This window comes from Pseudomonas sp. JH-2 (genome assembly GCF_036231725.1).
Classification (GTDB): Bacteria; Pseudomonadota; Gammaproteobacteria; order Pseudomonadales; family Pseudomonadaceae; genus Pseudomonas; species Pseudomonas delhiensis.
In genome coordinates this window covers 76,916-90,873 of the sequence record NZ_JAZAQP010000005.1, presented here as the reverse complement: position 1 = coordinate 90,873, position 13,958 = coordinate 76,916, and the positions used below count along the sequence as shown (strand labels likewise).

At 67.8% G+C, this 13,958-nt stretch carries 12 protein-coding genes and 1 pseudogene; 7 read left to right on the top strand and 6 right to left on the bottom strand.

Features of this window, described 5'->3' with window-relative positions:
- Positions 1-338 (bottom strand): annotated as a pseudogene (locus tag VV867_RS05225) (type II toxin-antitoxin system RelE/ParE family toxin).
- 1,035 nt (positions 339-1,373) lie between these two features.
- Positions 1,374-2,252: a DMT family transporter gene (locus VV867_RS05220; protein ID WP_109936281.1), complete on the bottom strand. Its 879-nt coding sequence runs from the start codon at positions 2,250-2,252 to the stop codon at positions 1,374-1,376.
- A gap of 689 nt (positions 2,253-2,941) precedes the next feature.
- Between VV867_RS05220 and VV867_RS05215 the strand changes: the two genes are divergently transcribed.
- Complete coding sequence (locus VV867_RS05215; RefSeq protein ID WP_256595966.1) at positions 2,942-3,352, top strand: C40 family peptidase; 411 nt, start codon at positions 2,942-2,944, stop codon at positions 3,350-3,352.
- An 11-nt stretch (positions 3,353-3,363) separates the two neighbouring features.
- Here the strand turns inward: VV867_RS05215 and VV867_RS05210 are convergent, their stop codons facing one another.
- From VV867_RS05210 to VV867_RS05200, 3 genes are all read right to left on the bottom strand, one after another.
- A complete protein-coding gene (locus tag VV867_RS05210) occupies positions 3,364-4,179 on the bottom strand; it encodes a sugar phosphate isomerase/epimerase family protein (protein ID WP_109936283.1) in 816 nt (271 codons plus the stop codon).
- Positions 4,180-4,488: 309 nt separating this feature from the next.
- Positions 4,489-5,541, bottom strand: a complete 1,053-nt coding sequence (locus VV867_RS05205; RefSeq protein ID WP_328565788.1) for a Gfo/Idh/MocA family protein — start codon at positions 5,539-5,541, stop codon at positions 4,489-4,491.
- 199 nt (positions 5,542-5,740) lie between these two features.
- On the bottom strand, positions 5,741-6,517 hold the full coding sequence (locus tag VV867_RS05200) for an IclR family transcriptional regulator (protein WP_109935662.1): 777 nt from the start codon (positions 6,515-6,517) through the stop codon (positions 5,741-5,743).
- A 395-nt stretch (positions 6,518-6,912) separates the two neighbouring features.
- Between VV867_RS05200 and VV867_RS05195 the strand changes: the two genes are divergently transcribed.
- Entirely contained in the window at positions 6,913-8,169 is a 1,257-nt protein-coding gene (locus tag VV867_RS05195; RefSeq protein ID WP_328565787.1) for an OprD family porin, read from the top strand.
- 225 nt (positions 8,170-8,394) lie between these two features.
- Here the strand turns inward: VV867_RS05195 and VV867_RS05190 are convergent, their stop codons facing one another.
- Positions 8,395-9,597 carry a PilT/PilU family type 4a pilus ATPase gene (locus tag VV867_RS05190; RefSeq protein WP_177412080.1) on the bottom strand — a complete coding sequence of 401 codons (1,203 nt, stop codon included), beginning with the start codon at positions 9,595-9,597 and terminating at the stop codon, positions 8,395-8,397.
- 193 nt (positions 9,598-9,790) lie between these two features.
- On the opposite strand from VV867_RS05190, the gene VV867_RS05185 reads away from it, so the two are divergent.
- From VV867_RS05185 to VV867_RS05165, 5 genes are all read left to right on the top strand, one after another.
- Positions 9,791-10,069 carry a peptidylprolyl isomerase gene (locus tag VV867_RS05185; RefSeq protein ID WP_109934947.1) on the top strand — a complete coding sequence of 93 codons (279 nt, stop codon included), beginning with the start codon at positions 9,791-9,793 and terminating at the stop codon, positions 10,067-10,069.
- A gap of 13 nt (positions 10,070-10,082) precedes the next feature.
- Positions 10,083-10,445 carry an MmcQ/YjbR family DNA-binding protein gene (locus tag VV867_RS05180; RefSeq protein WP_109934948.1) on the top strand — a complete coding sequence of 121 codons (363 nt, stop codon included), beginning with the start codon at positions 10,083-10,085 and terminating at the stop codon, positions 10,443-10,445.
- Positions 10,442-10,999 carry a putative glycolipid-binding domain-containing protein gene (locus VV867_RS05175; protein ID WP_328565786.1) on the top strand — a complete coding sequence of 186 codons (558 nt, stop codon included), beginning with the start codon at positions 10,442-10,444 and terminating at the stop codon, positions 10,997-10,999. Before VV867_RS05180 ends, VV867_RS05175 begins: the two co-directional genes overlap by 4 nt.
- 177 nt (positions 11,000-11,176) lie before the next feature.
- The gene (locus VV867_RS05170) at positions 11,177-12,376 is read left to right on the top strand and encodes an MFS transporter (protein WP_275630469.1); all 1,200 of its coding nucleotides are present in this window, start codon (positions 11,177-11,179) and stop codon (positions 12,374-12,376) included.
- 242 nt (positions 12,377-12,618) lie between these two features.
- Complete coding sequence (locus VV867_RS05165; RefSeq protein ID WP_328565785.1) at positions 12,619-13,902, top strand: OprD family porin; 1,284 nt, start codon at positions 12,619-12,621, stop codon at positions 13,900-13,902.
- The last annotated feature ends 56 nt before the right edge of the window (positions 13,903-13,958 follow it).

Here is a 13,958-nt window from a genome sequence, read left to right as displayed (position 1 = left end):
TCACCCTCTCATCTGCGGCCCGAGCCGGGCCTTCTTGCGTTGCTTGTACTCGGCGCGCAGCGCCTTCGCCTTGCGGATATCCGCTGCCTGGCCGGCCTTGCTGCCACCACCGAAAGCACGATGAGCGCCTCACCGTCCCTCGCCAGGTAGATCCGGTAGCCCGGCCCCCAGTCGATGCGGTATTCGCCGATGCCAACGTTGGAGGTGTTGCCCACCGCCATGCGCACCTTGGCGGTGGCAACCTTGGCCGCCGCCTGGAAATGCAGGGAGTCGAACCACTCCTGATAGGGGCAGGACGCGTCTTCCCGGACATACTCGACCACCTCTATGGCCGCCATAGTAACCTCATCGTTACTATTCACCAATAGGTCTCAGACGAGGCGAATACTGCTTCGGGAATGGAGTCCCCCTCGCCGGCGTCTGTGCGAGGGAGAGAAAGTACGGTTGCCGGGCGCCCGCCCGGGGTGCGCTGCTGCACACCTGGCTATCACCCTGGAGAAAAACCGGAAATTGCCTACATCGCGAGAGCCCAGGTCGGACACCCATGACCGCCCCGCTCGCGAAAACGACGGAAAATCGCGGACAGAGTCCTACGATTCCAGGAAGCACGGACGTAGGAGCAACTGTCTATTGGGTTTGGGTGTGGCGCGCCGCTCCGAGTGCGTGGGTGTCTCTCGTTTCGCCCCCTCGGGCGAGTCACTTCTTTCAAACGCCAAAGAAGTAACCAAGAAGGCTTGCCCCGCATACGGGCCCGATGGAGCCGGGCTACCCTCGCGAACTCCCCCGCCACGGAGGCCCGCCCCGAGGGTACGTCCCTGTAGCCCATCGGGGCTCTCGCGACATCCATGTCGCATGACCTCCTGAGCGCCGGTTTCGCTCGGCCTTCTGAAGGGGCGTTCCGGTGCGCTCGGATATTTCTCTGGAAGTCCAAAAGCCAGAGCCAGAGCTGACGCGCTTTTGCTTTTCGTAGGAGCGAGCTTGCTCGCGAACCCTGACTCCCCACGTTCGCGATAACTCGTAGGGCGCATAACGCCTACGGCGTTATCCGCCATGATCGCGGACAGAGTCCTACGGTTCCAGGACGCACGGGCGTAGGAGCGGACTCCGTCCGCGATCGGATTCAACGCCCCGGCCGGACGCCCCGGTGGCACGGACGACGGCGGATAACCGCGAACGATTATGCGCCCTACGATTCCGTGTTCGCAGGAATGACGAGGAGTGGTCAGGAGTATCAGTCTGACTCCAGACTTCCCAGCGACCCAGGACAGCCCCCTCTCCCTCTGGGAGAGGGTTGGGGTGAGGGGCTCTTGAACCCAGCACCGACGCCACCGTGAAACTCCATTCGCGAGCAAGCTCGCTCCTACACCGCCCCCTCAACCCCGCCGCTGCATCCACGCCGCCGCCAACCCGCTCAGGCAGATCACCGCGATGCCCACCAGCGCACTGGCGCTCGGTACGTGGCTGAAGACCAGCCAGCCGATCAGCCCGGCGAAGACGATCTGGCAGTAGCCGAACGGCGCCAGCAGCGCCGGGGCGGCGTGGCGGAAGGCCTGGGTGAGGAACAGGTGGGCGGACATGCCGCAGGTGCCCAGGGCGAGCATCAGCAGGGCATGGCCGAAGCTCGGGGTGTGCCAGACGAAGGGCACCATGGCCGTGGTCAGGGCGGTGTTCAGCAGGCCGGCGAAGAAGTTGCTGGTGGTCGGGCTGTCCACCGCCGCCAGCTTGCGCGTCAGCAACTGGTAGAAGCAGAAGCACAGCGCCGAGCCCAACGGCAGCAGCACCGCCGGGGTGAACAGCTCGCCGCCGGGGTGGACGATCGCCAGCACCCCGGCGAAGCCCAGGCTCACCGCCGCCCACTGGCCGGCGCTGACCTTCTCGTGCAGCAGCGGCACCGACAGCGCGGTGACCATCAGCGGGGCGAGGAAGTTGACCGCCGTGGCCTCGGCCAGGGGGATGTACTGCAGCCCGGTGGTGAACAGCAGGCTGGTGCCCAGCAGGCACAGCGCGCGCAGCGCCTGTAGCCCCGGCCGGCGGGTGCGCAGCACGCGCAGGCCCGACTGCGGCAGGAAGATGCCGGCCATCAGCAGCGTGTGCACCACGTAGCGGGCCCAGACCACCAGGAGGATCGGATAGAAGCCCGAGAGGTACTTGGACAGGGCGTCGTGGGTGGAGAACAGCGAGGTGGCCAGGATCACCAGAAGGATGCCCTTCAGGGGCTGGCTGCTGCCGGACAGCGCGGAGGCGGCGGTCATCGGGTCTTCCGGTTCGGTGGGTGGAAAAGCAAGGCGCCCGGCAGTGTGCCGGGATTTCGACGAAGCTGCATCCTCGTGTACGCCAGGTAGGCGGGCTGCTTGCGACTCGCGGCCGGGGCCGCAGCGCCATGCCGCTTTCGCCGGAACGGGCAGGGGTCAGATGAATGCCCGGCGGATTCAGGACTAATCCCATATGGCTGCCCGCCCCGCGCCGCTACAGTGCTCGCCGCGCTCCAGTGCGAACGACCGCTCCCGCCAACGGACCGGCTCCGCTCGCTGCGACATCCCTCTTGCCTCCGGAGTTCCAGGCCCGGATAGGCCGCAGAACGGAAAGGCCCCCGGCCTGTTCCGCGATGCTTTTGGCCGAACGCCTGGCCGCCCAGCTGCGGAGCCGGGCCATGCCCGGCCTGCAGGGACGCTGGAGAGCCAGCAGCTACCAGGGAAGTAGCAGCCAACCCCACCTCACCCGCACCGCCCTCGTCCGCATAGACCGGGGGCCTGGTGCGGGCTTGCCAGCAGAAGGATTGCGCCACGACTCAAACTCCACCCTGTAGTGTTCCGAAATGCGTGTTTTTCATTGGTTACTTGCTCTTTCGCTGCTTGCCCTGATCGTTCCCCTCGCCCACGCCGACGATCTCGATTCCCCGCAATGGCGCCGTTATTCCCTGGCAACCGTCCAGCCAGCACCGATGGGCCGGAACAGCGCCGTCAGCCCGACCACGCGCCAGCTCATCGTCGCCCGCGCGCACCAGCTCATCGGCCAGCGCTACCGTTGGGGCGGCGACTCGCTGGAAACCGGGTTCGACTGCAGCGGCCTGCTGGTCTACCTGTACCGCCACGTCGCCGACCTGCGCCTGCCGCGCACCACCAGGTCGATGATCGCGCAACGTGACGCGACGATAGCCCGCCATGAACTGCAACCGGGCGATGCTGTGTTCTTCAGCCACAACGGCAGTGGCCGTGCCAGCCATGTGGGCCTGTACATCGGCGACAACCGCTTCATCCACGCCCCCAGTACCGGCAGGACGATCCGCATCGACTCCCTCGACTCGCCCTACTGGAAACGGGCCTACGTGACCGCGCGCAGCTTCAGCGGCTGACCCAGCCGGCCTCAGAGCCGGGCGAGCACCGTTCGTGCCTTGTCCAGGGCCAGGCTGGCGCGCTCCAGGGCGCTGACGCCCTGCTCCAGCAGTTGCCGGGTGGGAATCTCCAGGCTCAGCGGCACCGTCGCCGGCAAGGTGCGCAGCAGGCCGGCCAGGTCGCAGTCGCCATCGCCGGGGAAGCGCCGCTCGTTGCGAGCCTGGCGGAGGATCTCCTGCATGTCGTCCGGGCGCGGGCCGGCCACGTCGCACAGCTGGGCATAGCGCATGCGCTCGGCCGGCACCTGCGCCAGGTCCTGCAGGGACGAGCCGGAGCGGTCGAAGTGGAAGGCATCGACCAGCACGCAGCCGTTGGCCTGCCCGGCGTTCTTCACCACGCGCCAGGCCGTGGCCAGGTCGGGGGCGTCGGTCCAGGGCATGAATTCCAGGTGCGGGTGGATGCCGTAGGTAGCGGCCAGTTCGCACAGCTGCGCGAAGCGCTCGGTCATGCGCGCCTCGTCCGCGTCGTTGCCGGCCACCAGCAGCTCGGTGCCGCCGAACTCGGCGCCGACGGCGAGGATGGGCTCGAAGTCGGCCACGCGGGTTTCCGGCTTCAGGCGCAGGATCTCCAGGTCCAGCACGCGGATGCCGGTGTCGCGCAGGCGCGCCTGGGTCTGGCGGCGCAGCTCGGCGTCGGCCACCAGCGGGAAGTGGTGCTCCTCGGCGGTGGCCGGCACCAGGCGCAGGCCGACATGGCTGTAGCCGGCGCGGGCGGCGACCTCGACCATCTCCGGCGGCGACAGCTCGAGCACGGTCAGGGCGGCGAGGGAAAAGATTCGGTCGGTCATGGGTATCGGTATCCGGGTCACAGGTGAATTGTAGGAGCGCGCCCTGGGCGCGAATCTCGTGGCTTACAGGCCGCGCCGAGGCGCTTTTCGTAGGAGCGAGGGGGGCGCCTAGCTCTTGCTCGCGAACGGTGTTCACCGGCGGTCCAGGTGTCGGGCTCAAGAGCGCCCTCTCCCCAACCCTCTCCCGCAAGCGGGAGAGGGGGCTGTCCGGCGTAGATGGGAATCTCAGCGTCAACCTGTAGGAGCGGACTTTGTCCGCGATCCGCGTCGGCACCTTCGGTTATCGCGGACAAAGCTGCACAGTCTCATTCAACCAACCCGCGCCGGCGCACACGCCCGGCCGCTGGCGGCGGCCTCGCGGATGGCCTCGATCAGCGCCAGGGTGCGGCCGCCGTCCACCGCGTCGGTCAACGGCAGCTCCTCACCGCGCACCACGCGCACGAAATGCTCCAGTTGCCGACGCAGCGCCTCGCCCGGGGTGAAGGGCTCGCTGCTGCGCAGCAACGGCTGGTGCCAGCCGGCGCCCGGCTGTGCGTAGTGCCAGCGCTGCAGTTGCGGAATGCTCAGCGCACCCTCGGTGCCGGCCAGCAGGTAGCAGGGCTGGTCGACCTGGCGCGGGTAGAGGGGGCTCTCGCCGGAGTCCAGCTCCCAGCTCCAGGGCGCGGCCACGCCGTCGGAGCCGGTCAGGCTGCCGAGGGCACCGTTCTCGAACTGCAGCAGGATGGCCGCGCTGTCCTCGTTGACCAAGCCGCGCACCGAGTTGCCGGTGAAGGCCTGCACCTGCACCACCTCGCCGCACAGGTAGCGCAGCAGGTCGAGGTCGTGGATCAGGTTGGTGAGCAGGAAGCCGGCGCCCGGCTCGCGGCGCCAGGGCACCTCGAAGTAGCTGTCGGGTTTCTGCAGCTGCCACAGCGCGGTGACGTTGACCAGGCGCCCCAGGGCCCCAGCGGCGAGGATTTCCCGCGCCTTGCCGATCAGCGGGTTGTGCCGACGGTGGTGGCCGACCAGCACCGGCACGCCGCTGCCCCGGCTCACCTCGACCAGCTCGCGCACCTCGTCCAGGTGCACGCCCACCGGCTTCTCCAGCAGCACCGGCACGCCGGCGGCCAGGCAGTCCAGGGCGGTGGCCACGTGCAGGTTGTTGGGGTTGGCGATGATCGCCGCCTGCGGCTGCGCCTCTTCCAGCATGCGCCGGTGGTCGGCGTAGTACGGCACGCCACACTCGGCGGCGAACCCGGCCGCGCCGGGGCCCGGGTCGGCCACCGCGCAGAGTTGCAGGGCGGGGACATGAAGCAGGTGCTGGTGATGCTGGCGGCCCATGATGCCGGCGCCGATCAGGGCAATGCGCAAGGGAGCGGTCACGCGGGATTCCTCTTCTGCTTGTTGTGCTGGGGCCCGGTACGCGGGGCTCCATGGAATGGCATGAGTGAATTTAGAACTCGGTTCCAATTTTACTCAAGTGCAGCACGACAGGCAGCGGGCGATTATCGACCGCCGTTGCGTCCGGGCAGGCGCGAGCGGCCCTCCTCCGCGGGGGAGGAAGGCCAGGCAGCAAGGGGAATCAGGCGAAGAGGTCGGAGGCCTGGCTCGCCGCAGACAGCTCGGCAGCGGCGGCCAGCAGCAGCGGCGCCAGTTCGTGCAGGCGCGCTTCCGGCAGGCGCGCGCTGGGCCCGGCGATGCTCAGCACGCCGATCACCCGGCGGTCCACCGGGCTGTGCACCACGGCGGCCAGGGCCGAGGTGCCGAGCGCCGAGGTCTGCTCGACCCAGGCATAGCCGCGCTCGCGGGCGCGGCGCAGGTAACCGAGCAACTCATCCTCGCTGCGCGGCGCGCGCGGGCCGAACTGCGCGGGGTCGCCCACGCCCTGGCGGCGCACCAGCTCCAGGGCCTGCGCGTCGTCCAGGCTGGCCAGCCAGGCGTGCCCGGAGGCGGTGTAGAACAGCGGCGCGTCGCGGCCCATGTCCGGGTCGTAGCGCAGGCCCGAGCGGGCGCCCTGGGACTTGGCGATCCAGGTCTGGCGGCTGCCGTCGATCACCCCCAGGCGCACCAGTTCGCCGCTGTCCTGGGCCAGGCGGTCGAGGATCGGCTGGACGATGTCGGCGCCGCTGCAGGACAGGTAGCGGAAGCCCAGCGCCACCAGCTTGGTGGACAGCTGGTAGCGGGCGTTCTCCGGGTTCTGCCGCACGTAGCCTAGGCGGATCAGCTCGGCGAGCATGCGGTGGGTGGCGCTCTTGGGTATCTCCAGGCGCTCGGCCAGGGTCTGCATCGGCAGGCCACGGGGCTCGCTGGTGAGGCTTTCGAGAAGGCTGAAGGCGCGTTCGATCTGGCTACCGGCCATGGGTGTCGTCCACTACGAGGATCGGCGGATTCTAATGAGATCGACCGGGCCGGGGAACCGCCGGGGGCGGCTTGCAGGGCGCGCCTAAATGTTCGAACCAGTTAATTAATGTTCGATATTCGCACAGGAAGCGTTTTCACCGATTGTCCACCGCCCGCCGCCCTTCCACTATCGAGGCGTACCGACCTCCGGCAGCGCCCGCTGCCCTCGGACGCGAAAGCACACCAACAATTACAAGAAGGTCCAGAGCAATGTCGCACTTGCACGCCGCCCATCCCTCTCTCGCACCGCCGTCGCCAGGCCAGGTCGCCGCCTAGCGCCGCGCCGTCGTTTCCGGCGCCACAGCCGGCGCCAGACAAGCCTCTCCCCACAACAATGACTCCAGAGAGATCGTCATGGGCTACCCCTGCATCCGTCGTTTTCCCCGCTACCTGCCCGCCGCCCTGGCCCTGGCCGGTACCACCCTCCCCGCCTTCGCCGACGGCTTCCTCGAGGACGCCAAGTCGAGCCTGACGCTGCGCAACTTCTACATGAACCGCAACTACGTCGGCGACACCGCCCAGGGCAAGGCCGAGGAGTGGACGCAGAACTTCATCCTCGACTTCAAGTCTGGCTTCACCCAGGGCACCGTCGGCCTCGGCCTGGACGTGCTCGGCCTGTACAGCGTCAAGCTCGACGGCGGCCGCGGCACCGCCGGCACCCAGCTGCTGCCGGTGCACGACGACGGCCGCCCGGCCGACGACTTCGGCCGCCTCGCGGTGGCCGGCAAGGCGCGCCTGTCGAAGACCGAGCTGAAGGTCGGCGAATGGGCCCCGGCGCTGCCGATCCTGCGCTCCGACGACGGCCGCTCGCTGACCCAGACCTTCCAGGGCGCCCAGCTGACCTCCAAGGAAATCGCCGGCCTGACGCTGTACGGCGGCCAGTTCCGCCAGAACAGCCCGCGCAACGATGCCAGCATGGAGGACATGAGCCTGTTCAACCGCACGGCCTACACCTCCGACCGCTTCGACTTCGCCGGCGGCGAATACCGCTTCAACCACGAGCGCACCCTCGTCGGCCTGTGGAACGCCGAGCTGAAGGACATCTACCAGCAGCAGTACCTGCAGGTGCAGCACTTCCAGCCGCTGGGCGACTGGGTGCTGGGCGCCAACCTCGGCTATTTCTGGGGCAAGGAGGACGGCAGCGCCCGCGCCGGCGATCTGGACAACCGCACCGCCTCGGGGATGTTCTCGGCGAAGGTCGGCGCCAGCACCTTCTACCTGGGCCTGCAGAAGGTCATGGGCGACGACGAGTGGTTCCGCGTCAACGGCGCCAGCGGCGGCACCCTGGCCAACGACAGCTACAACTCCAGCTACGAGAACGCCAAGGAGCGTTCCTGGCAGCTGCGCCACGACTACGACTTCGCCGGCCTCGGCGTGCCCGGCCTGACCCTGATGAACCGCTACATCCACGGCAGCAACGTGCACAACGCCAGCACCGACGACGGCACCGAGTGGGGCCGCGAAAGCGAGCTGGCCTACACCGTGCAATCGGGGCCGCTGAAGACGCTGAACGTGAAATGGCGCAACTCCACCATGCGCCGCGACTGGGGGCGGACCAACAGCTTCGACGAGAACCGGTTGATCGTCAGCTATCCGCTGGACCTGCTGTAGGGCGATTGCGCCGAGGTGGTTTGCGCAGGAGCGGATTCATCCGCGATTTCGCAACGGGGCTCGGCCTATCGCGGACAGAGTCCGCTCCTACAGTTCCAGGACGCACGGTCGTAGGAACGGACTCCGTCCGCGATCGGATTCACCGGCCACGCCGGATGCCCCGGAGGCACGGCCGACGGCGGACAACCGCGAACGGTTGTTCGCCCCACGCAGGTTGGGCGGGCCTCAACCGCCCTTCTTGTCTTCCTCGTCCTCGGCCTTGATCTCTTCCAGGGCCAGCTCCAGGCCCCAGCTGGAGGCTTCCACCGCGGGCGCGGCCGGGGCTGCCGGCTGGGTGCCGGCCGCCTGGGCCGTGGCGCTGGCCGGGTTGTCCCGGTGCAGCTTGAGCTTCAGCCGCAGGTTGTTCGCCGAGTCGGCGTTCTTCACCGCCTCCTCCTCGCTGATCGCGCCTTCCACCGCCAGGTCGAACAGCGCCTGGTCGAAGGTCTGCATGCCCAGGGCGCGGGACTTGTCCATGATCTCCTTGATCGAGCTGAAGTCGCCGCGCTTGATGATGTCGCTGATGGTGGCGGTGCCCAGCAGCACCTCCACCGCGGCGCGGCGCTTGCCGTCCTGGGTGCGCACCAGGCGCTGGGAGACGAAGGCCTTGAGGTTGTTGCCCAGGTCGTTGAGCAGCTGCGGCCGGCGTTCCTCGGGGAAGAAGTTGATGATGCGGTCCAGCGCCTGGTTGGCGTTGTTGGCGTGCAGGGTGGAGATCGCCAGGTGCCCGGTGTCGGCGAAGGCCAGGGCGTGCTCCATGGTCTCGCGGTCGCGGATCTCGCCGATCAGGATCACGTCCGGCGCCTGGCGCAGGGTGTTCTTCAGCGCGGCGTGGAAGCTGCGGGTGTCCACCCCCACCTCGCGCTGGTTGATGATCGACTTGCGGTGCCGGTGCACGTACTCGATGGGGTCCTCGATGGTGATGATGTGCCCGCCGCTGTTGCGGTTGCGGTGGTCGATCAGCGCCGCCAGGGAGGTCGACTTGCCCGAGCCGGTGCCGCCGACGAAGAGCACCAGGCCGCGCTTCTCCATCACCACCTTGAGCAGCACCTCGGGCAGCATCAGGTCCTCGAAGCGCGGGATGTCCAGCTTGATGTTGCGCGCGACGATCGAAACCTCGTTGCGCTGCTTGAAGATGTTGATGCGGAAGCGTCCGACGCCGGCGACCGAGATCGCCAGGTTCATCTCCAGCTCGCGCTCGAACTCGGCCTTCTGCTCCTCGTCCATGATGGCGTCGGCGATGCGCGCCACGTCGCCGGCCTTCAGCGGCTCGCTGGACAGCGGCTTGAGCACGCCGTTGAACTTGGCGCAGGGCGGCGCGCCGGTGGACAGGTAGAGGTCGGAACCGTCCTGGCTGGACAGGATCCGCAGCATCGCTTGGATTTCCATCTGTATTGCATCCGCACGCTAGGAGGAGGCGCCGTCCGCAAAGGGCGGTCGCTTGTAGGAATAATCGCCAGACTCTAGGTAGAGCCAGGGGCGGGCACAATGCCAGCCCCGGAGAAATGCGATATACGTCACTGCCCTTCGGCCAGGCGGCGGAAGGTACAATCAGCCTTTTCCGTCAGCAGAGAGCCACCCCATGCCCGTCGCCATGGCCCGCCACATCCTGGTCAAGACCGCCGCCGAGGCCGAGCAGCTCAAGCAGCGCCTGGCCAGGGGCGAGGACTTCGCCACCCTGGCGAAGAAACACTCCACCTGCCCCTCCGGCAAGCGCGGCGGCGACCTCGGCGAGCTGCGCCCCGGGCAACTGGTGCGCAGCGTCGACGCGGTGGTCTTCAAGAAGCCGCTGAACGTCGTGCACGGCCCGGTGAAGAGCCAGTTCGGCTACCATCTGGTGCAGGTCTACTTCCGCGGCTGACGCCGGAGAACCCATGACGCCCGACCAGATCGCCCGCTTCTGCCTGCAACTGCCCGGCGCCCGCGAGGACATCAAGTGGGGCAGCAACCGGGTGTTCTCGGTGGCCGGCAACAAGATGTTCGCCATCCTCGACTTCCTCGACGAAGGCCGCGGCGGCCTGGCCTTCAAGGTCGGCCCGGAACTCTTCCTCGGCTTCGTCGACCGCCCCGGCATCCGCCCCGCACCCTACCTGGCCCGCGCCTACTGGATCGCCATGCAGCGCCCCTACCCCATGGGCGCCGACGAGCTGCGCGAGGCCCTCACCCGCTCGCACCAGCTGGTGGTCGCGCGCCTGCCCAAGCGCCTGCGCCTGGGCCTGCTGCTGGACCCGGCATGAACCGCCAGCTGACCTGGGAAGGCCTGTGGCAGGCCCCGCCGGCCAGCTGGGAGCGCCTGCTGCTTCAGGACGGCCGCGCCGACAGCCAGCTGCGCGTGGCCGCCGCCGACGGCCAGCCGCCCTACCAGCTGGAGTACCGCCTGGAATGGGATGCCGACTGGCGCCTGCGCGAAGCCGAGCTGCTGGTGGAGGGCGAACACCTGCGGCGCCACCTGGTGCTGCTGGCCGACGGCCGGGGCCGCTGGACGCTGGGCGACGGCAGCCCGCTGACGGAGCTGGACGGCTGCCTGGACATCGACATCTGGCCCAGCCCCTTCACCAATACCTTCCCGATCCGCCGCCTGGGCCTGGCCGACGGCCAGTCGGTGGCCCTGGACGTGGTCTACGTGGAAGCGCCGCAGCTGCGGCCACGCAGGATGCGCCAGGGCTACACGCGCCAGGATGCCCACCACTACCTGTACCGCAACCTGGAGGGCACGGACTTCCAGGCGCTGCTGGAGGTGGATGGGCAAGGGCTGGTGCTGGACTACCCGACGTTGTTCCGGCGGGTCTGAAAGAGCGCTCGCGAGCAAGCTCGCTCCTACAAGGGGCGCCCGCTCTTCGTAGGAGCGAGCTTGCTCGCGAAACAAGGCCGAGCGACGAATCCTTCAGGTAGTTCGTTAGCTAGCTTTCCTACAAGCCGGCGGCGGTTCATCATGCCCCTCCCCTCTCCGCCCCTGCTGTTCACGTCCATGTCCGCCGATACCGCCACGCCCCGTTCCAACGCCGCCATCACGCTCGAGGTGGTGTCGGTGGTGCTGTTCACCTTCCTCGCCTACCTGACCATCGGCATCCCCCTGGCCGTGCTGCCGGGCTACGTGCATGGCGACCTGGGCTTCGGCTCGGTGCTGGCCGGGCTGGTGATCAGCGTGCAGTACCTGGCCACCCTGCTCACCCGCCCCTACGCTGGCAAGGTGATCGACAACCTCGGGCCCAAGCGCGCGGTGCTCTACGGCATGCTCGGCTGCGCCGGCAGCGGCCTGCTGATGCTGCTTTCGGTGTGGCTGCAGGACATGCAGGCACTGAGCCTGGGTTGCCTGCTGCTCGGCCGGATGATCCTCGGCACCGCCGAGAGCCTGGTGGGCACCGGCGCCATCAGTTGGGGCATCGACCGCGTCGGCTCGCTGCACACCGCCAAGGTGATCTCCTGGAACGGCATCGCCAGCTATGGCGCACTGGCCGTGGGCGCGCCCTTCGGCGTCCTGCTGGTGCAGCACCTGGGGCTGTGGAGCATGGGCGCGGTGGTGATGCTGCTGGCCGCCATCGGTTTCGCCCTGGCCTGGCCCAAGCGCGCCGCGGCCATCGTCCACGGCGAGCGCCTACCCTTCCACCACGTGCTCGGCCGCGTGGCTCCCCACGGCACCGGGCTGGCCCTGGGCGGCATCGGCTTCGGCTGCATCGCCACCTTCATCACCCTGTACTACGCCAGCCGCGGCTGGAGTGGCGCGGTGTACTGCCTGAGCGCCTTCGGCGCCTGCTTCATCGGCGCGCGGCTGCTGTTCGCCAGCGCCATCAACCGCCATGGCGGCTTCGCCGTGGCCATCTGCTGCCTGCTGGTGGAAAGCCTCGGCCTGCTCCTGCTGTGGCTGGCCCCGGGGCCCTGGTCGGCGCTGGCCGGCGCGGCGCTGACCGGTTTCGGCTTCTCCCTGGTGTTCCCCGCCCTGGGCGTGGAGGCGGTGCGCCTGGTGCCGGCTTCCAGCCGCGGCGCGGCGCTGGGCGCCTACTCGCTGTTCATCGACGTCTCGCTGGGCATCACCGGCCCGCTGGCCGGTGCCATCGCCAGTGCCTGGGGCTTCCGGGCGATCTTCCCGTTCGCCTGCGCCGCCGCGATCATCGGCCTGGGCCTGAGCCTGTGGCTGCAACGGCGCAACAACGCGCAGCCCCTTGCCTGAGCGGGAACCAGGCTCCCAATTTCGCGTAGGCGCTTTCGCAAAAACGCGCCAACCCTTCGAAATTCCTGGATTTTATCCACGTTCTGCTATCATCGCGCGCCATCGGGGCCTGTGAGGGGCCTCGTGACCATCCAAGAAACGCCAGCACCCAGCGTCGCCGGCCCCGGGTTGGAGCACCCGGGCGGGCAAGCTTTTTTCTGCGTTCGGGCGCTGCGAATAAACAGACTGCAGGAAATAACAAGATGATGAACAAAAAGTTCAGTTTGCTTGCATTGGGGATCCTCGCCGCCAGCACCCAGGTCATGGCCGACGATCAGGCAGCCGCCAAGGGCTTCGTGGAAGACAGCCACCTGGACCTGTTCTTCCGTAACGCCTACATGAACCGTGACTACAAGCACGGTGCCGACGACAAGTCCGAGTGGGGCCAGGCCGCCAGCGCCACCTTCACTTCCGGCTTCACCCAGGGCACCGTCGGCGTTGGCGTAGACGCCTTTGGCCTGTACGCCCTGCGCCTGGACGGCGGTAAGGGCAAGAGCGGCGCCGGCGGCATCGACTTCTTCAAGAAGGGTGACAGTGGCGAAGCCGCGAGCGACCTCGCCCGCGCCGGCGCGGCGGTCAAGTTCCGCCTCTCCAACACCGTGCTCAAGTACGGCGACCAGATGCCCAGCCTGCCGGTCCTGAGCTTCGACAACTCGCGCCTGCTGCCGGAAAGCTACACCGGCGCCATGATCACCTCCAAGGAGATCGAAGGTCTGGAGCTGAACGTCGGCCGCTTCACCCAGGAAGCCCGCAAGAGTGCCGAAGGCCGCGACAGTGGCCACCTGAAGCGCATCGACGTGTTCGGCGGCAGCTACAAGTTCACCGACAACTTCAGCGGCTCGCTGTATGGCTCGGAGAACGAGGACATCGCCCGCAAGCAATACGTGAACCTGAACTACGTATTCCCGATGCAGGACAAGCAGTCGCTGACCTTCGACTTCAACGGCTACAAGACCAAGCTGAACAAGGACTTCGCCGAGACTTACTACGGCGGCGCCCGCGACAACACCATCTGGAGCCTGGCGGCCACCTACAGCATCGGTGCCCACGCCTTCATGCTCGCCCACCAGCGCAACACTGGCGACATGGGCTACGTCTACGGCAGCTACCGCGATACTGGCTACCGCATCGGCGACGGCGGCACCACCATCTGGCTGGCCAACTCCTACTGGTCGGACTTCAACGCCGAGGACGAGCGCTCCTGGCAGGCCAACTACAGCATCAACTTCGCTGAATACGGCATCCCGGGCCTGAGCTACACCGTCGCCTACGTCTATGGCGACAACATCAAGACCTCGCAGACCAACAATGGCCATGAGCGCGAGATCTTCAACCAGGCGAAATACGTCGTGCAGAGCGGCCCGGCCAAGGACCTGTCGATCAAGCTGCGCAGCTCCTGGCTTCGCGTTTCCAACGACGCCCGCGAGTACAACGACGACGGCAACGAAGTCCGCGTCTTCGTCGAGTACCCGTTCAGCGTGTTCTGATCGGCGTCGCGACCTGACGTGAACGAAAAAGCCCCGTGGCATGCGCCACGGGGCTT